Source organism: Rhodobacter sp. 4.3.4, assembly GCF_058724655.1.
On sequence record NZ_CM178967.1, the window covers coordinates 1,892,207 to 1,917,151 of the forward strand.

The 24,945-nt window shown below is 62.2% G+C and carries 24 protein-coding genes, 1 tRNA gene and 6 pseudogenes; 13 read left to right on the plus strand and 18 right to left on the minus strand.

The window, feature by feature from the left end:
- Positions 1-585: a YqaA family protein gene (locus AC4PTB_RS09150; protein WP_492189679.1), complete on the minus strand. Its 585-nt coding sequence runs from the start codon at positions 583-585 to the stop codon at positions 1-3.
- 338 nt (positions 586-923) lie between these two features.
- Here AC4PTB_RS09150 and AC4PTB_RS09155 point away from each other — a divergent pair.
- Positions 924-1,007 (plus strand) — tRNA-Leu (locus AC4PTB_RS09155).
- A gap of 77 nt (positions 1,008-1,084) precedes the next feature.
- On the opposite strand, the gene AC4PTB_RS09160 is transcribed toward AC4PTB_RS09155, so the two are convergent.
- Positions 1,085-1,291 (minus strand): helix-turn-helix domain-containing protein, encoded by a 207-nt coding sequence (locus AC4PTB_RS09160; protein WP_482593162.1) that lies wholly within the window; start codon positions 1,289-1,291, stop codon positions 1,085-1,087.
- Between the two features lie 87 nt (positions 1,292-1,378).
- Positions 1,379-1,741, minus strand: a pseudogene (locus tag AC4PTB_RS09165) (hypothetical protein); the annotation flags it as partial.
- A gap of 116 nt (positions 1,742-1,857) precedes the next feature.
- Between AC4PTB_RS09165 and AC4PTB_RS09170 the strand changes: the two are divergent.
- On the plus strand, positions 1,858-2,364 hold the full coding sequence (locus tag AC4PTB_RS09170; protein WP_492189680.1) for a TIGR02594 family protein: 507 nt from the start codon (positions 1,858-1,860) through the stop codon (positions 2,362-2,364).
- An 18-nt stretch (positions 2,365-2,382) separates the two neighbouring features.
- Complete coding sequence (locus AC4PTB_RS09175) at positions 2,383-2,730, plus strand: hypothetical protein (protein WP_492189681.1); 348 nt, start codon at positions 2,383-2,385, stop codon at positions 2,728-2,730.
- Between the two features lie 64 nt (positions 2,731-2,794).
- Here the strand turns inward: AC4PTB_RS09175 and AC4PTB_RS09180 are convergent.
- Positions 2,795-3,108 (minus strand): annotated as a pseudogene (locus AC4PTB_RS09180) (integrase core domain-containing protein); the annotation flags it as partial.
- 73 nt (positions 3,109-3,181) lie between these two features.
- Between AC4PTB_RS09180 and AC4PTB_RS09185 the strand changes: the two are divergent.
- The gene (locus AC4PTB_RS09185) at positions 3,182-3,775 is read left to right on the plus strand and encodes a GNAT family N-acetyltransferase (RefSeq protein ID WP_492189682.1); all 594 of its coding nucleotides are present in this window, start codon (positions 3,182-3,184) and stop codon (positions 3,773-3,775) included.
- Between the two features lie 537 nt (positions 3,776-4,312).
- Here the strand turns inward: AC4PTB_RS09185 and AC4PTB_RS09190 are convergent.
- Complete coding sequence (locus AC4PTB_RS09190) at positions 4,313-4,687, minus strand: glycine zipper family protein (RefSeq protein WP_492189683.1); 375 nt, start codon at positions 4,685-4,687, stop codon at positions 4,313-4,315.
- A gap of 465 nt (positions 4,688-5,152) precedes the next feature.
- Here AC4PTB_RS09190 and AC4PTB_RS09195 point away from each other — a divergent pair, with 465 nt between their 5' ends.
- Positions 5,153-5,950 carry a DNA adenine methylase gene (locus AC4PTB_RS09195; RefSeq protein WP_492192617.1) on the plus strand — a complete coding sequence of 266 codons (798 nt, stop codon included), beginning with the start codon at positions 5,153-5,155 and terminating at the stop codon, positions 5,948-5,950.
- Between the two features lie 295 nt (positions 5,951-6,245).
- Positions 6,246-8,165: an acyltransferase family protein gene (locus AC4PTB_RS09200; protein WP_492189684.1), complete on the plus strand. Its 1,920-nt coding sequence runs from the start codon at positions 6,246-6,248 to the stop codon at positions 8,163-8,165.
- Between the two features lie 90 nt (positions 8,166-8,255).
- On the opposite strand, the pseudogene AC4PTB_RS09205 reads toward AC4PTB_RS09200, so the two are convergent.
- A pseudogene (locus tag AC4PTB_RS09205) lies at positions 8,256-8,791 on the minus strand (IS5 family transposase); the annotation flags it as partial.
- 103 nt (positions 8,792-8,894) lie between these two features.
- Between AC4PTB_RS09205 and tnpA the strand changes: the two are divergent.
- From tnpA to tnpC, 3 genes are all read left to right on the plus strand, one after another.
- Positions 8,895-9,254 (plus strand): IS66-like element accessory protein TnpA, encoded by a 360-nt coding sequence (gene tnpA / locus AC4PTB_RS09210; RefSeq protein WP_492189685.1) that lies wholly within the window; start codon positions 8,895-8,897, stop codon positions 9,252-9,254.
- Positions 9,251-9,595 (plus strand): IS66 family insertion sequence element accessory protein TnpB, encoded by a 345-nt coding sequence (gene tnpB, locus AC4PTB_RS09215; RefSeq protein ID WP_023921643.1) that lies wholly within the window; start codon positions 9,251-9,253, stop codon positions 9,593-9,595. The genes tnpA and tnpB overlap by 4 nt, the downstream gene beginning before the upstream one ends.
- Before the next feature lie 63 nt (positions 9,596-9,658).
- Positions 9,659-11,278 (plus strand): IS66 family transposase, encoded by a 1,620-nt coding sequence (tnpC, locus tag AC4PTB_RS09220; protein WP_492189686.1) that lies wholly within the window; start codon positions 9,659-9,661, stop codon positions 11,276-11,278.
- A gap of 103 nt (positions 11,279-11,381) precedes the next feature.
- Here tnpC and AC4PTB_RS09225 read toward each other — a convergent pair.
- The 8 genes and pseudogenes from AC4PTB_RS09225 to AC4PTB_RS09260 all read right to left on the minus strand — a co-directional run.
- Positions 11,382-11,612: pseudogene (locus tag AC4PTB_RS09225) on the minus strand (transposase); the annotation flags it as partial.
- 153 nt (positions 11,613-11,765) lie between these two features.
- Positions 11,766-12,011: a hypothetical protein gene (locus tag AC4PTB_RS09230; protein WP_492189687.1), complete on the minus strand. Its 246-nt coding sequence runs from the start codon at positions 12,009-12,011 to the stop codon at positions 11,766-11,768.
- A gap of 39 nt (positions 12,012-12,050) precedes the next feature.
- Positions 12,051-12,242: pseudogene (locus AC4PTB_RS09235) on the minus strand (transposase); the annotation flags it as partial.
- Positions 12,243-12,276: 34 nt separating this feature from the next.
- Entirely contained in the window at positions 12,277-12,630 is a 354-nt protein-coding gene (locus AC4PTB_RS09240; protein ID WP_492189688.1) for a transposase, read from the minus strand.
- Positions 12,570-12,715, minus strand: a pseudogene (locus AC4PTB_RS09245) (IS5/IS1182 family transposase); the annotation flags it as partial. The pseudogene AC4PTB_RS09245 and the gene AC4PTB_RS09240, both read right to left, overlap by 61 nt.
- A gap of 82 nt (positions 12,716-12,797) precedes the next feature.
- A complete protein-coding gene (locus AC4PTB_RS09250; protein WP_492189689.1) occupies positions 12,798-13,877 on the minus strand; it encodes a beta family protein in 1,080 nt (359 codons plus the stop codon).
- Positions 13,878-13,893: 16 nt separating this feature from the next.
- On the minus strand, positions 13,894-14,433 hold the full coding sequence (locus AC4PTB_RS09255; protein ID WP_492189690.1) for an ImmA/IrrE family metallo-endopeptidase: 540 nt from the start codon (positions 14,431-14,433) through the stop codon (positions 13,894-13,896).
- A gap of 32 nt (positions 14,434-14,465) precedes the next feature.
- Positions 14,466-14,726, minus strand: coding sequence for a hypothetical protein (locus tag AC4PTB_RS09260; protein WP_492189691.1), 261 nt, complete (start codon positions 14,724-14,726; stop codon positions 14,466-14,468).
- A gap of 28 nt (positions 14,727-14,754) precedes the next feature.
- On the opposite strand from AC4PTB_RS09260, the gene AC4PTB_RS09265 reads away from it, so the two are divergent.
- Complete coding sequence (locus AC4PTB_RS09265) at positions 14,755-15,948, plus strand: IS5 family transposase (RefSeq protein ID WP_492189673.1); 1,194 nt, start codon at positions 14,755-14,757, stop codon at positions 15,946-15,948.
- Positions 15,949-16,052: 104 nt separating this feature from the next.
- Here the strand turns inward: AC4PTB_RS09265 and AC4PTB_RS09270 are convergent, their stop codons facing one another.
- Both AC4PTB_RS09270 and AC4PTB_RS09275 read right to left on the minus strand, forming a co-directional pair.
- Positions 16,053-16,373 carry a hypothetical protein gene (locus AC4PTB_RS09270; RefSeq protein WP_492189692.1) on the minus strand — a complete coding sequence of 107 codons (321 nt, stop codon included), beginning with the start codon at positions 16,371-16,373 and terminating at the stop codon, positions 16,053-16,055.
- A 123-nt stretch (positions 16,374-16,496) separates the two neighbouring features.
- Positions 16,497-17,558: a tyrosine-type recombinase/integrase gene (locus AC4PTB_RS09275; protein WP_492189693.1), complete on the minus strand. Its 1,062-nt coding sequence runs from the start codon at positions 17,556-17,558 to the stop codon at positions 16,497-16,499.
- Positions 17,559-17,911: 353 nt separating this feature from the next.
- Between AC4PTB_RS09275 and AC4PTB_RS09280 the strand changes: the two genes are divergently transcribed.
- A complete protein-coding gene (locus AC4PTB_RS09280) occupies positions 17,912-20,020 on the plus strand; it encodes a YjbH domain-containing protein (RefSeq protein ID WP_492189694.1) in 2,109 nt (702 codons plus the stop codon).
- A complete protein-coding gene (locus AC4PTB_RS09285; protein WP_492189695.1) occupies positions 20,017-20,691 on the plus strand; it encodes a YjbF family lipoprotein in 675 nt (224 codons plus the stop codon). The genes AC4PTB_RS09280 and AC4PTB_RS09285 overlap by 4 nt, the downstream gene beginning before the upstream one ends.
- Positions 20,692-20,748: 57 nt before the next feature.
- Here the strand turns inward: AC4PTB_RS09285 and AC4PTB_RS09290 are convergent, their stop codons facing one another.
- Together AC4PTB_RS09290 and AC4PTB_RS09295 are read right to left on the minus strand one after the other, a co-directional pair.
- Complete coding sequence (locus AC4PTB_RS09290; protein ID WP_492189696.1) at positions 20,749-22,833, minus strand: GumC family protein; 2,085 nt, start codon at positions 22,831-22,833, stop codon at positions 20,749-20,751.
- Between the two features lie 153 nt (positions 22,834-22,986).
- Positions 22,987-23,703, minus strand: a complete 717-nt coding sequence (locus AC4PTB_RS09295; protein WP_492189697.1) for a metallophosphoesterase — start codon at positions 23,701-23,703, stop codon at positions 22,987-22,989.
- A gap of 390 nt (positions 23,704-24,093) precedes the next feature.
- Between AC4PTB_RS09295 and AC4PTB_RS09300 the strand changes: the two genes are divergently transcribed.
- Complete coding sequence (locus AC4PTB_RS09300) at positions 24,094-24,810, plus strand: sugar transferase (protein ID WP_492189698.1); 717 nt, start codon at positions 24,094-24,096, stop codon at positions 24,808-24,810.
- Positions 24,811-24,945: the final 135 nt, after the last annotated feature.

Consider the following 24,945-nt stretch of genomic DNA (forward strand, 5'->3'; position numbering starts at 1 on the left):
TCAGGCTCCTTTCAGGACAAACCAGGCCGCGGCAAGCAAAAGCAGCAGCCCACCCGCAACCCAGGCCAGACGGCGCTCGACAAAGGTGGCGATGCGCGCGCCGAATCGCGCCAGCAGCCAGGCGAGGCCGTAAAACCGCGCCGAGCGCGCGACGATGGCCGAAAGAATGAACAGCACCGGATCGAAACTGAGCACACCCGCAAGGATCGTCACCACCTTCATCGGCGGGATATGCGCCAGCCCCGAGGTGACCAGCATGATCAGGATCGCCCAGGTGCCCGCGCCGTCGCGCAGGGCCTCGAAGGTCGCCATCTTGCCGGTCGCCTCCAGGAAGGGCCGCGCCAGCAGGTCAAAGGCGTAATGGCCGATGCACCAGCCGAAGATGCCGCCCAGAACCGAGGCGACCGAGGCGATCAGCGCATAGCGCCAGATCCGGTCGGGCCGGGCCAGCCCCATCGGCACGAAAAGCACATCGGCCGGGATCGGAAAGAACGAGCTTTCGGTGAAGGAAATGGCGCCAAGCGCCCAATCTGCGCGGCGGTGCCCGGCCAAACCGAGGGTCCAGCGGTAAAGTCGTTCGAACATGGGCCCCCGCGACTGGTTCCGGCGTCTTGGCCGTGCATCGCAAGGCGGGCGGGCGGCGTCAAGGCGGGGAGCGACGTTTTCTCCCTGTCCGGGGCGGCTTTGGCGGGCAGATTGCGAAACCGTGATCGGAACCGGCGCGACGACGGCAGCGGGGCGATGCGCGGATCGGCAAGACCGGGCCCCGCGCCCATCGTCGCGTTTGCTCTTGTCAGATCCGCCGCGCGAGGGTAGATGCGAAGAGCTGGCCGTGACGGAGCGCATCCGCCCCGGACCGGCTATCAAAACACCGTCCGCGGCCTGGACTTCGACCCGGCTCTACCTTGCAGGCGGTGCAATGTGCGGGTGTGGCGGAATGGTAGACGCGACAGACTCAAACTCTGTTTCCGCAAGGAGTGTCGGTTCGAGTCCGACCACCCGCACCACAAAACCAGTCCATCATATTGATTTTGCTTAGGTTTTTACCCCGACGCACTTCCCGGCCCCACATGCGGCCCCACAGTCAGGCGACGGTGGTGCCCTCCCCTCCCCGCAGCCATCTGTCCATTTCGTCGGCATGCACGCGACTCCCGCGCTGCCTGTGGATGGTGATTTCACCACGCGCCGCGGCGCGATAGACGGTCGCGCGGGACACACCGAACCAGAGCGCAACATCGGACACGCGCACCCAGATCGGACGAACGGGAATCTTCGGGTCATGCTTGGTCATTTCGACACCTCGTCAAGGCAGCGCCAGGGCTGCGGTCGTGTTTGAAACAAAACGGTGAATCGCAGGGCGACCTGCGTCTCGATCGGCTCAGCCATTGCGGACCTCCTGCTGCCGCTCGACGCAGCCGCCCCATTGATCAGCACAGGCCTCGGCGAGGCCCTGGAAGGTGCGGCTGCGGATCTTCCACCGATCCGGCCCGGGGCTGGCGCGGTGGATCGCGGACCATTTCGCGTGCCGCTCCGGCTCTTCGGCTTTGCGCGGCGGCACCAGCTTGTTCGTCGGGACGAGGGGCGGCAGGCCGCGCAGATAAAAGCCGGTGGCCTTGAAGAACGGCTCCCCGAACCACCACGGCTGGACGATCTGCGGGCGCGGCAGATCCGCGGGCAGGCGTTCGCGCGCGTGCGGGTTCATCACCGGGTTCTCGACAGCCACGCGCGGCACTCGGCTTTGAGCCGGGGCCGATCGACGGGCTTTGCGGGCCGAAGACGAAAGCCGCGCTCCTCGCCTTCGGGCGCAGCCGCGGGCTCGCGACCGGGCGCGATTTCGGGCCGGTCATCGAGGCGCTGATGGGCGCAGATTCGCCCTGCCCCGACATTCCCTGGATGGCCGAGGCGCTGCGGCTGCAAGGCCTGCACGAGCGGCGCGAAACGGCGCGGCTGCGCGACTGGCTCGATCCGGCGGCCAAGGCCATCGACCCGCGCGCCGTGCCCTGGTGCGGCGCCTTCGTGGCAAGCTGCCTGCGCGCGGCGCTGCCCGGGGTGATCCTGCCCGACACCCCGCTTGCCGCCCGCGCCTGGGGCCGCTTTGGCGATCCCGTCGCGCCGGTCTTCGGCGCGGTGCTGGTCTTCTGGCGCGGCGCCCCCTCCGGCTGGCAGGGCCATGTCGGCTTTTACCGCGGCGAGGATGCAGGTGCCTATCACGTTCTGGGCGGCAATCAATCCGATGCCGTCACCATCACCCGGATCGCCAAGACCCGCCTGCTCGCGGCGCGCTGGCCCGCGGGCGTGCCCGTCACCGGACGGCCGGTCCGCCTCACCGCCGCGGGCATCGACCTCTCCAGCAACGAAGCCTGAACCCCCAGGGAGACCCCGATGACTGACACCCTCCTCGCCACGATCATCGCGCAGATCGTGCTGCCGATCGTCGCCACGATCACCACCGCGCTGATCGGCTGGGCGGCGGCGAAACTGCGCGCGCGCTGGGGCATCGAGATCGAGGCCGCGCAGCGCGAGGCCTTGCATCAGGCGCTGATGACCGGCGCGCAGCTCGCCCTGACCCGGCGCGGGCGACGGCAAGACGGCCGCGATCTCGACCTCCTCGCCCGGGATGCGGTCGCCTATGCCCAGACCTCGGTCCCCGATGCGATCCAGGCCCTCGCGCCGCGCGATGGCGTGCTGAAAAACCTCGCCGCCGCCAAGATCGCGGCCCTGAGCCGGTGAGATCGCCCGCCGGGAAGGTTCTGTAAAGATTGATGTTTTGGCCTCTTGGGAGGCCAGAGGGGGCGCCAAGCGCCGAATGGCGGCCTGGGTGCTGTAAAAGCCGATCCATTTACCGATGATTGCGCACGCGCAGAGGTGCCGGTTTCGAAGGCATGCAGATAACAGATAGACGCACTCATACTTCAGCGACCGCCATAGCCGCCCGATCATCACGTTGTCATCCAACGCCCGCGCCCGTGCATCGATATCTTCACCGCCGCGTTCAGCAACACCCTGGTCGGTGTTGAAGATTTCCGGTCGGCCATGGCTGGCGAGCACCTGCTCCAGAGCTTCGATGCCAAATTCAACGTCCATCGCATTCGACAGCCGCCGTGCCAGCCACGTTTTTCGTTCTCGTCTTCCTTGGCAAGCTTGAATAAGCTATGTTGCGATGGCATGCTCAACAAACGCGATGGGTAGTAACGAAGGAATGAAAATGAGCAGATCACTGTTACTTAAATCTCCCAGTATGGACGATGAATTTTTCACCAATGTCAGATTTGTTGAGCCTGATGATGCGGATTTCATTTGTAACTTGCGCGCCGACCCTAAGCTGAATCAGCATATATCAAAAAGCTCCCCTGACGTTGCAGCGCAAAGGGCGTGGATCGAAAGGTACAAACAGCGCGAAGCGGCTGGTGAGGAATTCTATTTTGTTATCCAGCATCAATTGAAAAGTTTCGGCGTTGTCCGAATGTATGATTTCAGAGGCAATTCGTTCTGCTGGGGCAGCTGGATAATTTTACCAAATAGACCTGCTGGCTTGGTGACATATTCAGCGGTAATGATTTACGAAATGGGCTTCGACATTCTGGGCTTCGAGCAATCACATTTTGATGTTCGCCTCGGAAATAAGAACGTAATAGATTTCCACTTGCGTTCCGGGGCATTGCCAACACTCAGAGATGAAGTAGATCAGCACTTTATATTTCAAAAAGAAAAGTGGCCGGACTTCAAATCCGCTAGCGAAGTTCAGATCCGATCTCATCGTATTTTCCACGGATAAATCACAGTTACCGCAGGAAATCGCCGCCCCTTTCCGGTACGAGACTTATGGGCGGTGGAAAACTGTAAGGGTTGGACGGATTTTTCAAAATCGCGGAAGTGTCATAACGGCAAATATTGTGGTTCGTCAGGCCGTGTTGACCAAACGGATGCCCGTCTACGGTTTGCGGTGACTCAAGATCATCTCTACGTGGGAGGTGACTTTGGTACACAACCTGATGCGGGGACTATCCTGATTTTGGGCGCTGACGTGGGCTGACCTTACCAGATCAGCCCACGCTTGGCCGCAGCTGCCCCCCCCTGCGCCGACTCGCCGGTCGCGTAGTCAGCCCACCGCCGCATGAGCGCGGCGCGCTGGTCGGGGCAGGCGAGGATCACGGCATCGAGAGACCCTCAGTTGCGCGGCGTTCCGGCTCAGACTGGAGTCAATGTCGGCCTCGTTATGTTTTTGCCGTTTCGGCTGCTCTTTTTCTGCTCCATCCATTATGCATAGCTTTTTTCACTGTTTGTTCTCAAAGTCGGTTTCCCGTCGGATGCGTCAGGCGCGGCCGGGATCGGTCAGGATCTTGTAACCGCGATCGGTCATGCAACGGTCCACGACGCGCCGCGGCCCGTAGGTGACCAGATCGTAACTGTAATCGCCACTGCCCGCGGCGGCGATCGCGCCCGTAGCGGCGCCCGCGGCAACATAGTCGCCCTGATAGCCGGTGTGATTGCCTGCGGCGGCGCCGACCAGCGCCCCGATCAGGATCCCGGCCACGAGCTGCTGCTGCATCTCTTTTTCTTGCCGTTGCTTGTAATCGGCCTCGACCTTGAGCGCGATGGACCGGCAATGCTCCAGATCGGCTTCGAATTTTGCCGGACGGACCTTCGCCGGATCAACGACCGGCCGATATTCCTGCAGTGTCTGCACCGGCTCACAGGCGCACAAAGCCACACATGCCGTCAACGAAACAGCAACGGATCTGATTGTTTTCACGGAAGATTCCCTCAAAGCTTCAATGAGGGCAGGTTTGTGTGCGCGCTCCCGGATTGGCAATGGTCTTTCCTGTCATGCGGGATTTTGGCGCAGCCGTGCGGTCGCACTCACGGGTAGCTCGGACGGCCGCGGGGCTACCGGCAAGACCGTTCCGCCCCCGATCTTTGGGGGGGCGCCTTCGGCCTGTTCCATTCTGCACGGACGGCCGCGTGAGACGCCGACCGCTGCGCGGGACATTTCTGTAACGAGTGACGTTTTGGCCTCTTGGGAGGCCAGAGGGAGCGCCAACCCCCTCCGACACGGGGCGAACCGCTAAGAACCCCCGTCGACCAGCCTAAGCTCATGGCCGCTCCCCCTCGCGAGGGAGGGCCCTTGAAACATACTCAGATGATGGAGTCCATGATTCCCGTCGCGCCGGTTGCCCCTGCGGCACCCTGGCTCGGCGGCAAACGCAACCTGGCGAAACGGATCTGCACGATCCTCGACGAAACCCCCTGCCGGACCTATTGTGAGCCCTTCGTGGGCATGGGCGGGATCTTCCTGCGCCGCCGCGCCCGCCCGCGGGCCGAGGTGATCAATGATGCGGGCCGCGACATCGCGAACCTGTTCCGGATCCTGCAGCGGCATTATCCGCAGTTCCTCGAAATCCTGCGCTTCCAGCTGACGGTCCGCAGCGAGTTCGAGCGCCTGCTTGTGACCCGGCCGGACACCCTCACCGATCTCGAACGCGCCGCGCGGTTCCTCTATCTCCAGCGCACCGCCTTCGGCGGCAAGGTCAGCGGCCGCAACTTCGGCGTCAGCCGCGATCGCCCCGGCCGCTTCAACCTGCTGACGCTGGAACCGATGCTGGAGGATCTGCACGCGCGCCTCTCGGGCGTGGTGATCGAATGCCTCGACTTCGGCGCCTTCATCCAGCGCTATGACGCGCCCGAGACGCTGTTTTACCTCGACCCGCCCTATTGGGGCTGCGAGAGCGATTACGGCAAGGATCTGTTCAGTCGCGACGATTTCCAGCGCCTGGCGGATGGGCTGCGCGGCCTCAAGGGGCGGTTCCTGCTCTCAATCAACGACGTGCCCGAGATCCGCGAGATCTTCTCCTGGGCAGAGATCGAGCCGGTCCGCACCACCTATTCCATCGCCGGGAAAGGCCAAAGCATCCCCGCCGCCGAGCTGCTGATCCGCGGGAATGGGAGGTAGCGGGGGAAGGGAAAGGCGTGGGGGGGCGCCTGTGTGTAGTGACGCAGGCCCCGTTACGGCTTCTCGTTCTTGATCATAGCCAGAACAGGCCGGTTGCGGCGCGCATGATCGCAGAGAAGAACGTTTCGAGCACGGCACGGCCGAGGCCGAACCGTTCAAGCGGTGGCCCGCGAACTGAAGGGGAAAAGGCCTCGCTTGCCGGGTTTTGACAGCGTTGCGATTGCGACAATGCACGGCTTGGCAAGCAAGTGTTGCTTGGGCTACAGGAAGGTCGGGATTGAGATTGAGGTGAATTATGCAGTATCGGCGAGAGATTGACGGGTTGCGTGCCGTGGCCGTTTTACCAGTTATTCTTTTCCATGCCGGATTTAGCATATTTAGCGGTGGTTATATTGGCGTTGATATATTTTTTGTAATCAGCGGCTATCTCATCACAAGCATACTGATTGGAGAAATTGAAGATGGCAATTTTTCCATAGCACGCTTTTACGAGCGCAGAGCAAGAAGAATTTTACCTGCGCTCTTTTTCGTCATGTTCGCATGTCTGCCATTTTCTTACATGTGGATGATGCCTGAACAGCTTGAGGATTTTGCAGCAAGTGTCGTGACTGTTGCACTTTCCATCTCAAACTTCTTTTTCTTAAGTCAGGTTGATTATTTCGCACCAAGCGCTGATTTGCAGCCTTTGCTGCACACTTGGAGTCTGGCGATTGAAGAGCAGTATTATTTTCTATTCCCATTGCTGCTTCTGGCCCTGCGCGGATTTAAGCGCAAAACCGCCGCATTTTTTGTTGTTGCGTTAGTATTGCTGAGCTTCGCCTTTGCCGAATGGGCTTGGCGGGAAAATGCCGAACGAAGCTTCTTTTTTACAATTTCCAGGTTCTGGGAAATTGGCGCCGGCTCAATTTGTGCCTTTGGGATGGCGGGGCGCGAGCAAAGATCGAGCAACATTCTGAGCGCCATCGGCTTGACGATGATTATTTATTCGATCTTTGCATACGATGAAACAATACCCTTTCCAAGTGCTTATACATTGGTGCCAGTGGCAGGCACGGCGCTTGTGATACTTTTTGCCGCCCAAGGCACATGGGTTGCGCGACTGCTGAGTTTGCGCGCATTTGTTGGAATCGGATTAATTTCTTACAGCGCATACTTGTGGCATCAACCACTGTTCGCCTTTGCGCGTCTGCGTAGCTTGACGGAACCAAGTCATGCGTTGATGGCTGCATTGGCTGCTGCGTCCTTTCTGCTTGCTTGGGTAACTTGGTATTGGGTTGAGCAGGCGTTTAGGAAACGCGCAAATCCCTTGCTTTTAACAAGGCGCAGTGTGTTTGCTGCGAGTGGGGCGGTTGGCGCCGTGTTTATTTCTGTTGGAGTGGCTGGTTACGTTGGCAAGGGTTTTGACTGGCGTAGTAACGGTGCAATTTCTCTTAAGCAGCTTGATAAACGTATAGAGATTAATCCCGGTCTGCATATGGACTGTGAGGGAGGATTTAACGATAACCCAAACTGCAGAACAGGAGATCATGCGCATGTTTTGCTCTGGGGTGACAGCTTTGCAATGCACTTGGCGCAGGGCATTTTAGAAAGCGCCGGAAGCTCGTCGTTCGAGCAGCAAACTCTTTCGCAGTGCTCGCCAATATTAGGCATTGCGCAAGTTAGGGGGTGGGTGTCGGGTAGAAGTGCTGAGGCTTGCAGAGAATTCAATTCGCGAGTCTTGCAGCTAGTCAGGGAAAATAAATATGATGTTGTGGTTCTGTCTTCGCCATTTGGTGGCGTGCTTGGAGGGGAGGTGAAAATTGGCACAGGGGAGGTGAAGAGTTCTCTTCAGATCGCTGAAGTTTCAGAGGCATTAAGAGAGACTGTGCGCTTGATACGAGAATCTGGCTCGCGCGTGGTAATCGTTTCTCCAACGCCGAGTAGCGGTTGGGATATTGGACAGTGTTTGACACGCGCTACTTACCTTGATGCAGACGAAGCTTCTTGTGACTTTGCACTAGATTTGGAGGAAGATCGTTTTGAATTGCTTAGGAGTTTAGAAAGTTACTTGGCAGTCTACTGGCTGCATGAAGACATTTGCGCGGATGGTGCATGTGATGTGATGCAGGATGGTGTATTTATTTACAGGGATACTGGACACTTAAGCAAAGAAGGAAGCGCATATTTGGGCCGACGAAATGGATGGATGGACGAGTTTTTGCGAATAGCAAACTAGCTTATAGCGTGCACAAATAGGATTTTTCGCAAGAAGATGGACGAATATGAAAACTACTGTGGCAAGTTTAGGGTCCAGACTCATTGATTTTCACAACCAGAACAAGACGGTTGCGGCGAGGAGGATGGCAGAGAAGAAGGTTTGTGGACAGCGGTCGTATCGGGTTGCCACGCGCCGCCAATCCTTCAGTCGGCCGAACATGATCTCGATGCGATTGCGGCGCTTGTAACGCCGTTTGTCGTATTTTACGGCCTTCTTGCGAGACTTCCGGCCGGGGATGCAGACCTTTATCCCCTTTTCTTGCAAGGCCTCTCTGAACCAATCAGCGTCATATCCTCGATCGGCCAGAAGCCAGCCCGCCTTCGGCAGACTGCCGAGCAGGGCCGCCGCGCCGGTGTAGTCGCTGACCTGACCGGGCGACATGTAGAACCCGATCGGCCGCCCCTTCGCATCGGCAACGGCGTGCAGTTTGGTGTTCATTCCGCCCTTGGTTCGCCCGATCTGGCGCCCGCGCCCCCCTTTTTCACCCCAAGGCTTGATGCCGTGCGGTGTGCCTTGAGATACGTCGCGTCGATCATGATCGTCATGTGCTCGGCCCTTTCAGCGGCCAGGCCAATCATGATCCGGGGTAAGCACCCGGTTGTGGCCGCCTTCTGATGCTGCCTGTTTCAGCCTAACCACCCGTCGTTATTGACGTCGTTAGCGACGTCGTCTGTGGCGGATGGGATCATGCGGCAAGAGATTTTGACGGGGGTTGAGCGGCGGCGGCGCTGGTCGGATGCGGAGAAGCGGTCGATCCTCGCGGAGGTTGGCGTGGATGGGGCGCGGGTTGCGGATGTCGTGCGCCGTCACGACCTGACCCGGCAGCACATCTATCAATGGCGGGCGGAGTTCCGGCGGCGGGGCGAAAGCTTGACGGAGGAGACCGCGTTCCTGCCGGTGGAGCTGACGACCGAGAAGACGGTCACGCCCGCCGTCACACCCTCGCCGGTCGAGATCGTGCTGATGAACGGTCGGCGCCTGCGCGGGATCGAGGGGCTGTCGGCATCAGGGCTCGCGCAGCTGATCCGGGTTCTGGAAGGCGCATGATCGGGCCGGGGAACGGCGTGCGCGTTTTTCTTGCCGCCGGCACGACAGACATGCGGTGCGGGATTGCCGGGCTCTGCGCGCGGGCAAAGAAGGTGTTGGGCGAGGATCCGGCGGGTGGGGCGCTCTTGGTGTTCAGAGGGCGCATGGGCGACCGGCTGAAGATCCTGCACTGGGATGGGCAGGGCTTTTGCCTTTATTACAAGGTGCTCGAGCGCGGCCATTTCCCTTGGCCCAAGGCCACCGAGGGTAAAGTTGCACTGACCCCGGCGCAGATGGCGATGCTCTGGGAAGGCATAGACTGGCGCCAACCACGCTGGACGAGCGCGCCGACGCGGATGTGAGTCAAAGCGCCGCTTAGCCCTTGTTTTGTTGAGATTACGGGCTGCAGCATGGTACCTTTGGCCATGTCGCTCACCGCCGCTTCCCTGCCGGATGACCCCGCCGCCCTGAAGGAGATGATCCTTCAGCTGCAGGCCAGCCTGCGCGCGCATGACCTGCTGGTGCAGTCGCTGCGAATGCGGATCGCGCGGCTGCGGCGGCAGGCTTTCGGCAAGGGCTCCGAGAAGGTCGCCCGCGAGATCGAGCAGCTGGAGTTCGCGCTCGAGAGCCTGCAGGTGGCCGAGGCCGAGGTTGCGCCACCGCCCGAGCAGGACAGCGTCGAGACCGCGCCGGTCTGCAGCACGTCAGACGACCAAGGCGACGCCGAAGCCTCGGAGAAGGCGCCGCGCCGACGCCCGCGGGTGTCGCCCGACACGCCGCGCGAGCGCCGCGAGCTCGATCCCGGCGAGACCTGTCCGGAATGCGGCGGCGCCCTGCGCCTCGTCGGCGAGGATGTGAGCCAGATCCTCGAGATGATCACGGCCCGGCTGAAGCTGATCGAGGTGGCGCGGCCGAAGAAGTCCTGCCGGTGCTGCGAGAAGATGGTGCAATGCCCGGCGCCGACCCGGCCGATCCCTGGCAGCCTTGCTGGTCCGAGCCTGCTCGCCTTCATCCTCGTCGCCAAATACGACGACCACCTTCCGCTCTATCGCCTGAACGAGATCTTTGCCCGGATGGGCGCTGACATCCCCGACACCACGCTTGCCGGCTGGTGCGGCGGCGCGATGCGGACGCTGGCGCCGCTGGTCGAGCTGATCCGCAAGGATGTTCTGGCCTCGGACCTGCTGCATGCCGACGACACGCCGATCCGGGTGCTCGACCGCGCGAAGAAGGGCGAGCTTGGCAAGGGCGTGAAAGAGGGGCGGATCTGGGCCTATGTGCGTGACCAGCGGCCCTGGTCGGGAGCCGCGCCCCCGGCGGTGGCCTATCACTTCTCACCCGATCGCAAGGGCGAGCACCCGCAGAAACACCTCGGGGCGGGCAAGGGGATCCTGCAGGCCGATGCTTACGCGGGCTTCAGGGATCTCTATCTGGCAGAGGGAAATGGCGAGGCCAGGTTCCAGGAGGCCGCCTGTTGGGCGCATCTGCGCAGGGCCTTTTTTGACGTCGAGAAGGAGACCGGCTCGGAGATCGCCCGCGAGGCGCTGGAACGGATCGGTGCGCTTTATGACATCGAAGCGCAGATCAACGGCCGCAGTGCCGACGAGCGCCACGCTGTCCGGCAGGCGCACAGCCGCCCGAAGGTCGAGGCGTTCAAGGCCTGGGCGGAGGAGAACCTCGACTATATCTCGGGCAAGAGCGATCTGGCGAAGGCGTTCCGCTACGCCCTGAACCGCTGGGACGCCTTTTGCCTCTTTCTCGAGGATGGGCGCGTGGCCATTGACAACAATCCGGCCGAGCGCGCCATGCGCCCGATCGGCGTCGGGCGGAAGAACTGGCTTTTTGCGGGCAATGACGCCGGGGGCGAAACCCTGGCGCGCGCGATGACCCTGATCGAGAGCGCGAAACTGAGCGGTCTCGACCCGCAGGCCTATCTGGCCGACGTGCTGGCGCGCATCAACGACCACATCAACCCGCGGCTTTACGAACTGCTCCCCTGGAATTGGAAGCCCCTGCCAGCCGGTGACACCAAGATCGCCGCCTGATCGGCGCAGATCTCGTTGACGTCGCTAACGACGCCAATAACGACGTCGTATCAGGCACCCCAGATATCGCCCGAACGCGCAAGGGCGGCCACAATCGAGCGGTTACGATCCGGGCGAAGACCCCGTTGTCGCTCCAGCGTTTCCAACGGTTGTAGAGGGTCTTGGCTGGCCCGTATTCCTTTGGCGCATCGCACCAGCGCAACCCATTGCGATTGGTGAAGATTATGCCGCTGAGGACGCGACGATCATCAACGCGGGGCTTGCCATGGCTCTTCGGAAAGAACGGTTTGAGACGCTCCATCTGGGTGTCCGTCAGCCAGTAAAGATTGCTCATAGATCAGGTCTCTTGGCAGAGCCTGAATCACGCCAAATGACTGAAATCAACGGGTCTGGAGCCTAGTATACCATGAAGAAGTGCGCCGCTGCGTCAAATTGTCGCCATATTCCATCATGAGTTGTTGGATACAAGAATACATTACCATTTAGGTTAGAAACCCTTGTCGTTCCATTCACAGACTTGAATATAAACAGCAGCAGTTACCACGAACGACACCATGACTAAGAAGGCCGATGCTTGACTAACAATGCCAAAATTCTCCAGTATCAAGCCGATGATTGAGCCAACAACCATGGGTATTATGATGGCAAAAAGACCATAGTCTAGTGGGATGAATGCACTAGCTTGGCATCCAAGCTTTTTCTTCATTATCTTATAAAGCCGATAGTAGAGCATTTTCACCTCACAAGAGTTAGGGTCCAGACTCATTGATTTTCACAACCAGAACAAGACGGTTGCGGCGAGGAGGATGGCAGAGAAGAAGGTTTGTGGACAGCGGTCGTATCGGGTTGCCACGCGCCGCCAATCCTTCAGTCGGCCGAACATGATCTCGATGCGATTGCGGCGCTTGTAACGCCGGTGTAGTCGCTGACCTGGCCGGGCGACATGTAGAACCCGATCGGCCGCCCCTTCGCATCCGCGACGGCGTGCAGTTTGGTGTTCATGCCGCCCTTGGTTCGCCCGATCTGGCGCCCGCGCCCCCCTTTTTCACCCCAAGGCTTGATGCCGTGCGGTGTGCCTTGAGATACGTCGCGTCGATCATGATCGTCTTGTGCTCGGCCCTTTCAGCGGCCAGGCCAACCATGATCCGGGCGAAGACCCCGTTGTCGCTCCAGCGTTTCCAACGGTTGTAGAGGGTCTTGCCTGGCCCGTATTCCTTTGGCGCATCGCACCAGCGCAACCCATTGCGATTGATGAAGATTATGCCGCTGAGGACGCGACGATCATCAACGCGGGGCTTGCCATGGCTCTCCCTTGGCGTGGCGCTAGCCAAGCCATCTCCTTGCCCAGCCATATCAGCAACGAACCGCGACTTCGAGCGCAACGTTATAGACAGGCCAGTTCGTCGTACGGTGGCGGGCGGGCTTGGGCTTGCTCATGCAATCCGTCTAACCGCATGGATTCGTGATATGAATCCTTTGCAGTTTGAGCTCTGCAACAACGCCTGTTCCGTAGTGCGCATCAGAGGTCGTCATCACTCCACGCCTCATCAAGCGCTTCCGGCGGCGGCAGATGGCCGTAGAAAGCTTGGCGATGCAGGTGGATGTTGATGCGCGCTGAATACATTTTTGGCATAGTGTCAATCGCGAAGGTCTGCCCGGCGGCTGCCCCCTCTATCAACTGCTCGCCCCATATGCACAGTCCGCCCGTCCACTTCTTAGACTTTTCGATGATACGCTTCGCGGCTGTCTGGAATGACAACGGGCCATCATTGTCGCGCGCAATGACCCAACCGTCATCTGTTGGATAGTCGATCCGGTTCTTGGGGGTGCTGGCGTGCCCATATGTCCGAGGCTTAGTTGAGCCCCAGTCACCGTAGACAATCCTAGGATGGTTCGTCGCCCGCCTGATCTGAGCGAGAAGCTCACGGTTGGAGAAGCTCAACTCCTCGATCCCATCGAACCCCGTGAAGTCGCTGGGGAACGTGGTGCAGCACACGGAGATTGGGATTTCAGGCTGTATGCCCTCAAAGAAGCTCTTGATGTAGCCTGCAGCCGCCGGAGCAACGTCAAGGGCGCTGTCCACACGCCCAAAGTTAAACACAACCGCATAGTCGACTGCACCCTCGGCAGAGAGTTCCGCGACCAAGTTGGGCATCCAGGTCGGAATGCCCAGCCCCGCCATGTTCATCCGCAGGCAAAAGGATCGGTCATTCTCACGCGCCCATGCGATCTGCGCCCGGGCGCTCTCAATCGTCGCGCCAGCCATCAGCAGGCAGGGGTTGGCGTTCGGGTAGGGCAGAAGGAGCGCCTGCCAAACAGCCACGTCAGCCGGTCGCTTGGCGAGTTCGGCCCAAGCCTCCTTCGCCTCGTTGCTGTTGTCCCCGGGGTGGTAGTAGGTATCCACGTCGATGAAGTAGGGCCTGCTTGGGTAGGCGTCCTCAAACATGTCGATAGCCTTGGAGAGCGGGGATGTGGCCATCCAAGGGGCCAGCAACACAAGCGGCGTGAGCTGGTCCTTCGTGCTGCCGGGCAGTTCCTTCAACCCGATCAGTTCGGCGCGGCGGATGCACAGCGTCACGAGGTAATCTGTCACTTCCATTTGCCGCGCCGCCCCTTCACACCATCTGGAGTTTGATTTCCATTGCCGCTGTTGAAACCCCGAAGCGCCGGGCGAGGTCTTCAATCACCTCGCTGGTCATCGGGCCGTTGTAGTCAGCCGTGGCCTGGGCCAGCAGATGTGAGGGGATCACGAGGTCGGACGCAAGCCGGTTCGCCTCATACTCAATCTGGACTGGCTGGCTGGGTGCACGGAGCAGGACATTCTCAGACCACCCGCCCTCGGCCACGATCTTGTCGCGGTGCAGAAGGAAGTGCGCCAGCTCGTGGGCAAGGGTGAAGCGCTGGCGGTGCTTGGCCTCGTGGCGGTTGATGCGGATCACGAAGTCCCCGTCCTCCTGGCGGATCTGCCCAGATGTGCCGCGCGGCAAGGTGGACAACAGGACCTTGACCCCCAACCGCTTAGCAATGGCCCCCAGCTTGACCGGATGCTCAGACAGGAAGCCATCAATCTCCTGCCGCACCTCAGCGGGAAGGTTCAGGTATTCCCGTGAGGGCGACTTGACCTCCCAGTCGTTTGAAGTCGCCATGTTCCTCATGCTCCCGTCCATTGTTGCTCCCCCCTGTTTTGTCACGTCTGGTCGCCTAGGTCTGGCTCCGGCTCACCGCTCTGCAACCGCATCGCCACACGCTCAAAAACCTCGTCAAGTTCGCCCTTACGGGCCATATCTCTCAAGATGGTGTGGCCTAACCCGGCGGCCATGGTCTCGCTGATCTTGGCCGATGCTGCGTCCTTCGCTTCGGTGGCAGCCTCAGCCTTGATCTCGCGCAGGGTCTTTAGCAGGCTGCTGAAGAAGTCGGCCCTTGGCCCGGTTTGAGGAACATGATTCACCCTCGGCACGGTAACGTAGGGGGCAAAGATGCGGGGGACGGACGAGACGAGCGGGTCGCTGTTCAGCTATGTCGATCTTGAGGCTCGCATCCCCGCGCGGCATCCGTTGCGCAAGATCAGGCAGGTGGTGAACGAGGCGTTGGCGAGCCTGGATGGCGAGTTCGATGCGCTTTACACCGATTTCGGCCGCCCTTCGATCCCGCCGGAACGGCTGATCCGGGCCAGCCTGACCCAGATCCTGTTCTCGATCCGCTCCGAGCGTCAGTTGATGGGACAGATGCAGTATAACCTGCTGTTCCGCTGGTTCGTCGGTCTCGGGATTGACGACGCCGTGTGGGTGCCGACCGTCTTCACCAAGAACCGCGACCGCCTGCTGACGACCGAGATGTCGCGCAAGGTGATGGCGGCGATCCTGGCGCATCGCGAGGTCGCGCCGCTGTTGTCGGACGACCATTTCTCGGTCGACGGCACGCTGATCAAGGCTTGGGCGTCGATGAAGAGCTTCCAGCCCAAGGCGGACGACACGCCGCCCGACGACGATCCGGGCAGCCCGACCGGACCCGACACCGCCCCCGACACAGCCCCCGACACAGCCATCGAAGAAGCAGACCAACCCACCGAGCCCGAGGCCGCCCCGATGCACCGCGACCACCGCCAGAACCGCAATGCCGAAGTCGATTTCCGGGGCGAGAAGCGGTCCAATGCCACCCATGCCTCGACCACCGACCCCGATGCGCGCCTTTACAAGAAATCCCCCGGCACCGGCGCCATGCTCTGCTTCATCGGCCATGCCCTGATGGAGAACCGGAACGGGCTCATCGTGCAGGGCGACCTGACCCAGGCGGATGGCCATGCCGAACGGCGCGCCGCGCTGGACATGATCCATCGAAATTCCCCCGGATCGACCCGGCGATTGACGCTGGGAGCGGACAAGGGCTTCGACGCCGCCGAGTTCGTCGCCGACCTGCGGCAAGCCTGTGTGACCCCGCATGTCGCGCAGAAATCCCGATACTCGGCGATCGACGGCCGCACGACCCGGCACGAGGGTTACGCCCTGTCGATCAAAAACCGCAAACGGATCGAAGAGGCTTTCGGCTGGGCCAAAACCGTCGGCGGCATGGCCCAGACCGTTTATCGCGGCGTCGAACGGGTGCGTTCCCGCTTCATCCTCACCATGGCCGCAAACAACCTCGCCCGACTGCCCCGGCTGCTCGCAGCCTGATGCTGGGAAACCGCGCCAGGCATGTAGATCGCCAGCGTCGATCGAGCCGAAACCAAACCCAGCAGGTTGCGCCGAAAGAAAACTGTTCCGCAAAGGCGACTTCTTCAGCACCCTGTTAGAGCCACTAGACCGATGACCAGCGCTCCGACCGTTACCGCGAGGCCGATGGCGCCAAGGAAGATCGTCACCACTGTCAGCAGTAGGTCCACATAGTCTGCTCTGGTGGGGTCAACGTGGGCGACCTGGCCACTGTTGGGCAATCCCCACCCGAACCAGACGACCATTGCTACCACAGCGGCGAACCCGCCGATGATTGACCCCAGGAGCGCTGAGCTCACTTTACCCATGCGACCTCCAGATGAGAACGAAAAAGGAACATATTTCGATGAATTGTAAACTGCCTTGATAAAATCGTCGATAGACAATCCACAGCGCCCCATTTGGCGAAAGGCAGCCGAGTGGAAGCCATACAGCGGTGCCACAAGACTTGCCGAAAGTCGGGTTTGAGCCGCTCGCGTCGCGAGTTTGCGACGCCAGACCCGACCAGATCAGCCCGCGCTCGGCCTCAGTTGCACCACCTGCGCCGACTCACCGGTCACATAATCCGCCCATCGCTGCATGAGCGCGGCGCGCTGGTCGAGGTAGTCGGATCTGGCGTAGGCGCGGCGCACCTTGTTGCCGATGACGTGGCCAAGCGCCGCCTCTGCCGCCAGATCGTGCGAGCCGTCCAGCGTATCCTGCACCCAGGTTCGGAATGTCGTGCGAAAGCCGTGCGGCCTGCCCGCCTCGCCAATCTTGTTGACCGCCTTCAGCAGCGCATTCTGGCTGATCGGTTCGCCGCGATCGCCCGGGAACAGCAGGCCGGTCTCGGGGTCGTTCGAGAGCCGCCGCGCCTCGGCCACGATGGCAAGCGCCTGGGACGAAAGCGGGACGCGGAAATCCGTGGCCGCTTTCAGCCGCCCCTTCACGCGCTCTTTCGGCACGATCCACAGGCTGCCGTCGATTTCGTTGAAACGCGCGCCCCGGGCCGCATCCCCCCGGACCGCGGTCAGCAGCAGCAGGCGCAGGCACATCAGCCCGGAGGTGTCCCCGGCCAGCCGCGTGAACAGCGCCGGGGCATCCTGCCAGCGCGTCGCGGCGATATGCTCGGGCTCGATGTGCAGATCCCCCAGCAGCTCGCGCGCCGCGGCCAGCGTGTCGGGGTCGACGGCATAGCCGATGAGCTTGCCCTTCTTGAAGCAGAGGTTAAGCCGCGAATAGGCCTTCTCGGCGACCGTCGGCTTCGTGCGCCAGATCGGCTGCAGCACGCGCACGAAATCGGCGGTCCGGAGCGATGACACCGGGCGCTTGCCGATCTTCGGCAGCACATGGACGCGCAACGGCGACATCCAGCGCCCCGCCTCCCCCTCGCCCTTGAGCGTGTGCTTGATCGCGCCAAAGACGGTGTCCACAAAATCCGACAGCGACGGGTCCTCGCGCGTTGCCGCAGCATCCCTTTCGCGCGCCCGCTCGGAGATCGGGTCCCGGCCAGCTGCGAGCACCGCAGCCCAGCGATCGCGCTCGCGGCGCGCCTGGGCGAGGGTCACGGCATTAAGAGAACCCAGCCCCATGTCGCGGCGCCGCCCCGCTGTCCATTTCGGCGGCCTGCGGCATGGTCAAAGGCGGCGTCTCGGTCCCCCGGTTTCAAGCTGGCGTTCAGCCACCCCGTCCATCGCCTTTGCACCCGGTTTCCGGCCAATCCGGGGTCGGCCAGACCGGCTCATGTCGCTGCGCGGCAATCCTCCGCCTGACCGCCATTTCAGGGTCGGCGCGGGTGGCTGTGGTGCCAAATTGTCCCGCCCCCTTGCGCCCAGGCACAGGCCCGCGCGCCGGTGTTGAGTCCGATCCGATTTCCTGACATGGTTGTGGCGAAGAAGAACCCAAGTCGAACTTGTGCCGGGAACAGGCTCACCAAAGAATGCAGATGACCTTGCCTTTGCGACACCTTGCCCCGTGCATTCCTGCTGTCCTGCTCCTGGGAACCCTGACCGCACAGGCCGAGGGTGTCGGCCTGTCCACCTACGGCACCCCGGGGCTGATCGACATGCCCAGTGCCACAGTCACCCGCGACGGCACATTGCACTGGACCACCTCGGCCCTGTCCGGGCACACCCGCAACACCTTGCATTTTCAGATCACCCCGCACCTGTCCGGGGTGTTCCGGTATTCGATCCTGAAAGGCTACTTCAACACCGACCCCGAAGAGCCGAACCTCTACGACCGCAGCTTCGACCTGCACTACCTGTTCCGCGAGGAAAGCCCGCAGTTTCCCGCCCTTGCGGTCGGTCTGCGCGACTTCGGGGGGACGGGCATCTTCGGGTCCGAATATGTCGTCGCCTCCAAGCACTTCCTCGAAAACCGCCTGACCGTTTCCGGCGGCATCGGCTGGGGGCGGCTGGGGTCCTATGGCGGGTTCCGCAACCCGCTTGGCGCCATCGACAGCCGGTTCGAGTATCGGCCCGGTTTCACCGGCATCGAGGAAACCGGCAGGGTGGCGATCAACCGCTTCTTCCGCGGCGATGCGGCGCTGTTTGGCGGCGTTGCATATCAGCTCAATGACCGGCTGCGGCTTGCCGTCGAGTATTCCTCGGATGCCTACAAGCAGGAAACCTCGCGCATGGGGTTCGAACATCGCACCCCGCTGAACTTCGGCGTCACCTATCGCGCCACGCAGAACCTGACCGTCAATGGCTTCGTGATCGGCGGGGCGCAGCTGGGGCTGGGGTTCACCTATCTCATCGACCCGCGCGCGCCGCGGATGCCGGGCGGCACCGAGCGCGCCGTTCCCGCGCTTTTGCCGCGCTCCGAGATTGCCGCATTGGGCTGGTCGGTTGACGATCCTGACGCCAATCGCGGGCGCTTGCGGGCGGCGCTCGACCGTCAGGGGCTGGTGCTGGAAAGCTATGCGCAGGAGGGCGAGACCGCCCGGATCGTGCTGCAAAACGGCAGCTATCGCGCCCAGCCCGAGGCACTTGGCCGGGCCGCGCGCGAGATGGCCAACAACCTTCCCCCGGAGATCGGGCGCTTCGAGATCACCCTGACGGCGAATGGCATGCCGACCTCGCGCAGCACCTTCCGCCGCGCCGATCTTCAGGCGCTCGAACATGGCTGGGATGGCAGCTGGCAAAGCTTCGTGCGCGCCGATATCACGGATGCGCCCGACCGGCTGCCCGCCGATCCGGGGCTTTATCCCGATCTCGACTGGAGCCTTTTGCCCTATTTCCGCTCCTCGCTCTTCGACCCGGACAGCCCGCTGCGCGCCGATTTCGGCCTTGCCGCCAGTGCCACCTATCACCTGGCCCCGGGGCTTTCGCTGGAGGCGGTGGTCCGGCAAAAGGCCTTCGGCACGCTGGATCAATCGACCCGTCCCTCGACCTCGATCCTGCCGCATGTGCGCTCGGACGCGCCGCTTTACGACAAGCTGAGCGGGCCGCAGGTGACACAGCTGACCGCCGATTACCTGTTCCGCCCGGGCGGCGATCTTTATGGGCGGCTGTCGATGGGCTATCTGGAGCCGATGTTCGCCGGGTTCTCCAGCGAGATCCTGTGGTATCCGCAGGGCAGCCGTCTCGCGCTCGGCGCCGATCTGAACTATGTCGGGCAGCGCGATCCGTTTTCCCGCGTCGGGCTGACCGACTATCGCATCGCAACCGGCCATGCCTCGGCCTATTACGATTTCGGCAACAGCTATCGCGGCCAGATCGACGTCGGCCGCTATCTGGCGGGCGACTGGGGCAGCACGGTAACGCTGGCGCGCGAATTCGACAACGGCTTCCGGATCGGCGCCTTTTTCACCCTGACCGACGTGTCTTTCGACGATTTCGGCGAGGGGTCCTTTGACAAGGGGATCAGCTTCTCGATCCCGTTGACCTGGATTTCGGGCGATCCGTCGCGGCGCAATTTTGCCCAGACGATCCGGCCGATTCAACGCGATGGCGGGGCGCAGCTTTCGGTGGCGCACCGGCTTTACGAAGAGGTTCGCGGCGCCAATGCCAGCGACATGGAACACCATTGGGGCAAGTTCTGGCGATGATCCTGCGGCAGTTTCTGGGGGGCCTTCTGGGGACGGCCGTGGTGGCGGCTGTGCTTTCGGGCTGTTCCTCCGATCCAAGAACGAATGCGCTCTTGCGCTCTGCCCTTCCCGGCAAGGCGCGCGAGCCCGAACCGAATGCGCAGTTCGTGGCCGCCTATCAGGCCAAGGCCCCGGGCGTTGCGGCGGCGGTCGAAAGCCGCCCCGAGGCGATCGCGGTGCTTTTGCGGCAGGCGGTGTCAGAGACGCGCGGCGTCGAAACGATGATCGCCGCCGACGGCTCGCAGCTGATGTTCGATCGCGGGGTTCTGGTCGGCAGCCGCGGCTTTGGCTACGATCTGATGGCCGCTGAGGTGTCGCAAAGCGTGGCCCTGGTGCGAAGCCTCTCGACCGGGGTCTCGACCCGGTTGATGACGCTGATCGATGGCGATGACCATGCGGTGACGCGGGCGTTCCGCTGCCAGATCAGCCCCGGCAAGATGGAGCCGGTGGTGATCGGCACGACGCCCGTGGCGGCGCGCACCGTGACAGAGGACTGCCGTGGCACGCTGGCGCAGTTCTACAATTTCTACTGGGTGGTGCCCGGCACCGGGGAAATCATCCAGTCCAGCCAATGGGCCGGGCCGCTGACCGGCAAGATCTCGCTGCGCAAGGTCGATCTGAGCCAGCTTTGAGACGGGCCCCGCCCCGGCCGGTCACGGTGGGGCGGGCGAATCTGACCGCCGGGCGGATCAATCGACGTAATATTTCGCCCCGTAGCCGGAATAGGCGCCATAGCTGCCGTATTTCCCGCCGTATCCATAGCGCTTCATCTCGGCCTGATCGATCTGCCCCATCACGAGGCCCGTAACCCTTTGATTGACCGAGTCAAAGAGTTGCAGCGCCTCATGCACCTGCGTCTGCGAGGTGGCGTTCCATTTCACCGAGAAGATCACCGCATCAACCGATTGCGCGATGATGCGGGCATCGGGCACCACCAGAACCGGCGGCGTGTCGATCAGGATATAGTCGAAGCGCTGGCGCATCTGCGCGAGGAAGTCTTTCCAGGCATCCGACATGAACAGGTCGGCGGCGTTGATCCGGGTCTTTTCGCCCATGAGCAGCGACAGGCCCAGATCGGGATGCTGGATCAGCGCCTCGTCGGGGGTGCAGGCGCCGGACAAAAGCGACACCAGCCCTTTCCGGTTCTGGAACTGCGGGAAATATTCGCCCAAGGTGTTGCGGCGGATATCGCCCTCGATCAGCAGCACCGATTTGCCGATGCCGACAAGGTTCATCGCCAGTGCCAGCGAACAGGTCGTCTTGCCCTCGCCCGGCACCGAGGAGGTCGAGAGGATCACCTGCGGCGGCGTGTCGATATTCGAGAGCAGCACCGAGGTACGCAGGTTGCGCACCGCCTCCATCGCCGCCGAAGACGGCTTGGTGGCGAGATAGTCGAGAATCTCGGTGCGGGTGGCCCCCGGAATGATCGGGATCTGCCCCATCACCACGACGCCGGTGGTTTCTTCGAGCTGCCGCGCGGTGCGGAAGCCCTTTTGCAACCTCTCGCGCACAAGCACGAGGCCGACGCCCGCCATCAGCCCCAGAAGGCCGCACATCGCCAGGATCAGGCTTTTGCGCGGGGCGGTGGGCGCATTCGGGACGACGGCGGCCGACAACAGCCGGCTGTCGGCCTGCTGGATGCCCTGCTGCGCCGAGGTCTCCTTGAGACGGCCGAGGAAATATTCGTAAAGGGTGCGGTTCGCCTCGGCTTCGCGGGTCAGTTGCTGCAGCGCGATCATGTCGTCGCCCTGCCGCGAGATCTGGCTGGCCAGCGCGGTCTCGGTGCTTTGCAGCGCCTCGAGCTGATCGGCAAGGCGGGCGCTGTCCAGCTGCGCCCGGGCCAGAATCCGGTTGTAGAGCGTGTCGAATTCGGGGTCCATCGCCGCGGCCAGCCGCTCCAGCTGCCGGTCCTGCGCGGCGGCCAGTTTTTCGGCCGGGGTTTTGGCGGCCGACAGCGCGGCAAACCGCGTCGCGGCGGTTTCCGCCGAAACCCGGGTATCCTCGATCCGCTCGCGCAGATCCTTGATCTGCACCTGCATCGCCGAGAGCGAATTTTCCGAAATCAGCGAAGTGCCCGCGTTGAAGGACTTCACCTTTTCCTCGGTGGCCTCAAGCTCGCGCTTCAGTTCTGCAACGCGATTGGTGAGCCAGGAGGTCGCCTGTTCGGTCGCCTCGAATTTCACCTCGATCTGATTGAGGATGTAGCGCCGCGCCCAGGCATCGGCGATCCGGGCCGCCTTTTGCGCATCCTCGGACTGGACGGAGACCTCGAACACATAGCTGGCCGGGACATTGCGCACCGAAAGCGCTTTCAGCGTCGCATCCACCACCCCGGCCCGGACCGCCACCGGATCGGGCGTCTCGGGGGTGGAAAACCAGCCCTTGATCCGCGCTTTCAGCGACGGCGAGCGCAGCGCGCTGTTGAATTCCGGGTCGGACAGAAGATCGAGTTCGGCGACGACCTTCTCGGCCAGCCCGCGCGAGCGCAGCACCTCGACCTCGGTGTTCAGCTCGTCGGACTCGCCCGTCAGGCTGCCCATCATCCCTTTCAGATCAACCACCTGCGGCTTGCGGGTATCCAGAACCACCGTCGCCTTGGCAGTATAGATCGGCGTCGCGATCCCATAGGCATAGACCAGCCCGAGAAAAGCCGCCGTGCCCACCGATGCGGCGATCACTCTCCAGCCCGCGCGCAGGCTCATCAGCACCTGGCCAAGATCGATCACATCATCCTCGGCACCGGGACGATCCACTTTGGGGAGAGAGGAGTTCATCTGCATTCCATTGAAACCGTAACGTCGCCACCTGATCAGGTCAAATCAGCCGGGCCATCCGACGCGCTCAGGAATATGCTGCAACGCGGCCCGGCGGTGACTTTCTGCAACCGCAAACCTTGCCGCAACCCATATCAGATAATCGCGGTCAGGCTAGGCGGTTTCGCTCAAAAAGTCGCATTGTCCCTCGGAAATGAGCGCCGCCGTCAGCCGACCGCTCGCAAACGCGCCGGTATCGACGGAAATCACCCCGTCGGCGCAGCGACCGGCCTCGACGATCACATGGCCATGCACGATCCATGTCCCGTCGGTGCGCCGCCTGCGGCCGAAATCCGCCGCACCCCAGGTCAGCGCCTGCGCGGATTGCTGCGCGATCGGCAGCCAGGGATCGGCCCCGGCATGGGTGACGACGACATTGCCGCTTTGCCAAAGCCGCGGCAAGCTGCGCAGCCAGGCTTCGAGATCGGCACCAAGCGCGGCGCGCAGACGGTCGCGCAGGGCGCGGCACTGCTCCGGCTCGGGGGCGGCCCCGATCGGGCCGATCCCGAAACTGGCCATGCTCTGCAGCCCGCCATTGCGCAACCAGCGCGCCGCTTCGGTCTCGGGCCTGTCCAGAAAGCGCAACAGCATCTCTTCGTGATTGCCCAGAAGCACCGTCAGCGCATCGCGGCGCGCGAAGACCAGACGCAGCACCCCGGCGCTGTGCTCGCCGCGGTCGATCAGATCGCCGACCAGGACAAGATCGGCTTCGGGATGCGCCCCCCCGGCCCGCGCCAGCAGCCGTTCCAGAAGCGTCAGGCAGCCGTGAACATCCCCGATCACCAGCACCGGCCGCGCCGGGCGCAGCGGTGCAAAAGGCGCCGGCGCCATCGGCCCCTGCCGCGCGCCGCCCCGGGACCCGGACCAAAGCCGCCGCAACGAACCAAACGTAAAGCGCATCGACACCCTCCTCGTAGCGAATCTGACCGAATCATCCTGCGCGTGTAAAGCCGCCGAAGCTGCGCATCGGCCAGCATCGGCGCAGAGTCCAGCGCCGTTGCGGACAGAAGCCGCCGCAAAATGCGAATTTTAACCTTATTTTGCGACACTTTTGAGCAATTCCCCGACCCCGCCCCACCTTTTGGATTGCGAAGTGGCCACGGTTGCGCCACAAACCTTACTCGATTGTTAATGTTTGAGGGCGCGCAAAACGCGGTCAATGTCCTGAAGCTTTGAAAAGAGCGCGTGCGATCACCTTTCTCCGTTGAGAACACCCCTATTATGAACCTGGAGTGCATGATGGCCTTCCGTGACATCGCTTCCGATGGGCGTGATTTTGGCGCCCGGGAAAATGACTTCGCAGAGTCCGAACTGCCCCCTCGCGGAATTTACGCGCGGTTCGGCAAACGTGTCCTTGACCTCGCTCTGGCGGTTCTGATGTTGCCCGTGCTGGTGCCGGTGATCGCGCTGCTGTGGCTTTGGGTGCGCGCCGATGGTCATGCGGCCTTCTTTTGTCAGCCCCGCATCGGCAAGGGCGGCAAGGTCTTCACCTGCTACAAGTTCCGCACCATGGTCCCGGATGCCGAGCGCGTCCTTGAGGAGATGTGCGCCCGCAATCCCGCCGTCGCGGCGGAATGGAACACGTTCCAGAAACTGCGCAAAGACCCCCGCATCACCCGCGTGGGCCAGCTGTTGCGCAAGACCAGCCTGGATGAATTGCCCCAGATTATCAATGTCTTGAAAGGCGACATGAGCTTGGTCGGGCCGCGCCCCTTCCTGCCGTCGCAAGACCGGATGTACCGCGAGGCCGGCGGCCGGGTCTATTACCGGATGCGTCCGGGGGTCACCGGGCTTTGGCAGATCATGAGCCGTCACGACACCACCTTCGCCTCGCGGGTGAGGTTCGACGAGACCTATGGGTCGAAGCTGACGATGCGGGGCGATCTTTCGCTGATCCTGCGCACCGCCACGGTGGTGCTGCTGCGCACCGGTGCCTGAGGCCGGAGGCGGGTGGCGGGTGGCGGGAAAGATTGCGAATCTCGCGTTTGCAGCATAGAGCAACGAAGGGCCGCCCCGGGTGCAACCGCTCGGGGCGGCCTGTTCTGGAAACGCCGTTCGTCACCCTTTTCCGAC

Excerpts from the sequence above, each read along its gene's own strand:
- AC4PTB_RS09150 (WP_492189679.1), bottom strand. The coding sequence starts at position 585 with ATGTTCGAACGACTTTACCGCTGGACCCTCGGTTTGGCCGGGCACCGC.
- AC4PTB_RS09160 (WP_482593162.1), bottom strand. The coding sequence starts at position 1,291 with ATGACCAAGCATGACCCGAAGATTCCCGTTCGTCCGATCTGGGTGCGC.
- AC4PTB_RS09170 (WP_492189680.1), top strand. The coding sequence starts at position 1,858 with ATGGGCGCAGATTCGCCCTGCCCCGACATTCCCTGGATGGCCGAGGCG.
- AC4PTB_RS09175 (WP_492189681.1), top strand. The coding sequence starts at position 2,383 with ATGACTGACACCCTCCTCGCCACGATCATCGCGCAGATCGTGCTGCCG.
- AC4PTB_RS09185 (WP_492189682.1), top strand. The coding sequence starts at position 3,182 with ATGGGTAGTAACGAAGGAATGAAAATGAGCAGATCACTGTTACTTAAA.
- AC4PTB_RS09195 (WP_492192617.1), top strand. The coding sequence starts at position 5,153 with ATGATTCCCGTCGCGCCGGTTGCCCCTGCGGCACCCTGGCTCGGCGGC.
- AC4PTB_RS09200 (WP_492189684.1), top strand. The coding sequence starts at position 6,246 with ATGCAGTATCGGCGAGAGATTGACGGGTTGCGTGCCGTGGCCGTTTTA.
- tnpA (WP_492189685.1), top strand. The coding sequence starts at position 8,895 with ATGCGGCAAGAGATTTTGACGGGGGTTGAGCGGCGGCGGCGCTGGTCG.
- tnpB (WP_023921643.1), top strand. The coding sequence starts at position 9,251 with ATGATCGGGCCGGGGAACGGCGTGCGCGTTTTTCTTGCCGCCGGCACG.
- tnpC (WP_492189686.1), top strand. The coding sequence starts at position 9,659 with ATGTCGCTCACCGCCGCTTCCCTGCCGGATGACCCCGCCGCCCTGAAG.
- AC4PTB_RS09230 (WP_492189687.1), bottom strand. The coding sequence starts at position 12,011 with ATGCTCTACTATCGGCTTTATAAGATAATGAAGAAAAAGCTTGGATGC.
- AC4PTB_RS09240 (WP_492189688.1), bottom strand. The coding sequence starts at position 12,630 with ATGGCTGGGCAAGGAGATGGCTTGGCTAGCGCCACGCCAAGGGAGAGC.
- AC4PTB_RS09250 (WP_492189689.1), bottom strand. The coding sequence starts at position 13,877 with ATGGAAGTGACAGATTACCTCGTGACGCTGTGCATCCGCCGCGCCGAA.
- AC4PTB_RS09255 (WP_492189690.1), bottom strand. The coding sequence starts at position 14,433 with ATGAGGAACATGGCGACTTCAAACGACTGGGAGGTCAAGTCGCCCTCA.
- AC4PTB_RS09265 (WP_492189673.1), top strand. The coding sequence starts at position 14,755 with ATGCGGGGGACGGACGAGACGAGCGGGTCGCTGTTCAGCTATGTCGAT.
- AC4PTB_RS09275 (WP_492189693.1), bottom strand. The coding sequence starts at position 17,558 with ATGGGGCTGGGTTCTCTTAATGCCGTGACCCTCGCCCAGGCGCGCCGC.
- AC4PTB_RS09280 (WP_492189694.1), top strand. The coding sequence starts at position 17,912 with ATGACCTTGCCTTTGCGACACCTTGCCCCGTGCATTCCTGCTGTCCTG.
- AC4PTB_RS09285 (WP_492189695.1), top strand. The coding sequence starts at position 20,017 with ATGATCCTGCGGCAGTTTCTGGGGGGCCTTCTGGGGACGGCCGTGGTG.
- AC4PTB_RS09290 (WP_492189696.1), bottom strand. The coding sequence starts at position 22,833 with ATGAACTCCTCTCTCCCCAAAGTGGATCGTCCCGGTGCCGAGGATGAT.
- AC4PTB_RS09295 (WP_492189697.1), bottom strand. The coding sequence starts at position 23,703 with ATGGCGCCGGCGCCTTTTGCACCGCTGCGCCCGGCGCGGCCGGTGCTG.
- AC4PTB_RS09300 (WP_492189698.1), top strand. The coding sequence starts at position 24,094 with ATGAACCTGGAGTGCATGATGGCCTTCCGTGACATCGCTTCCGATGGG.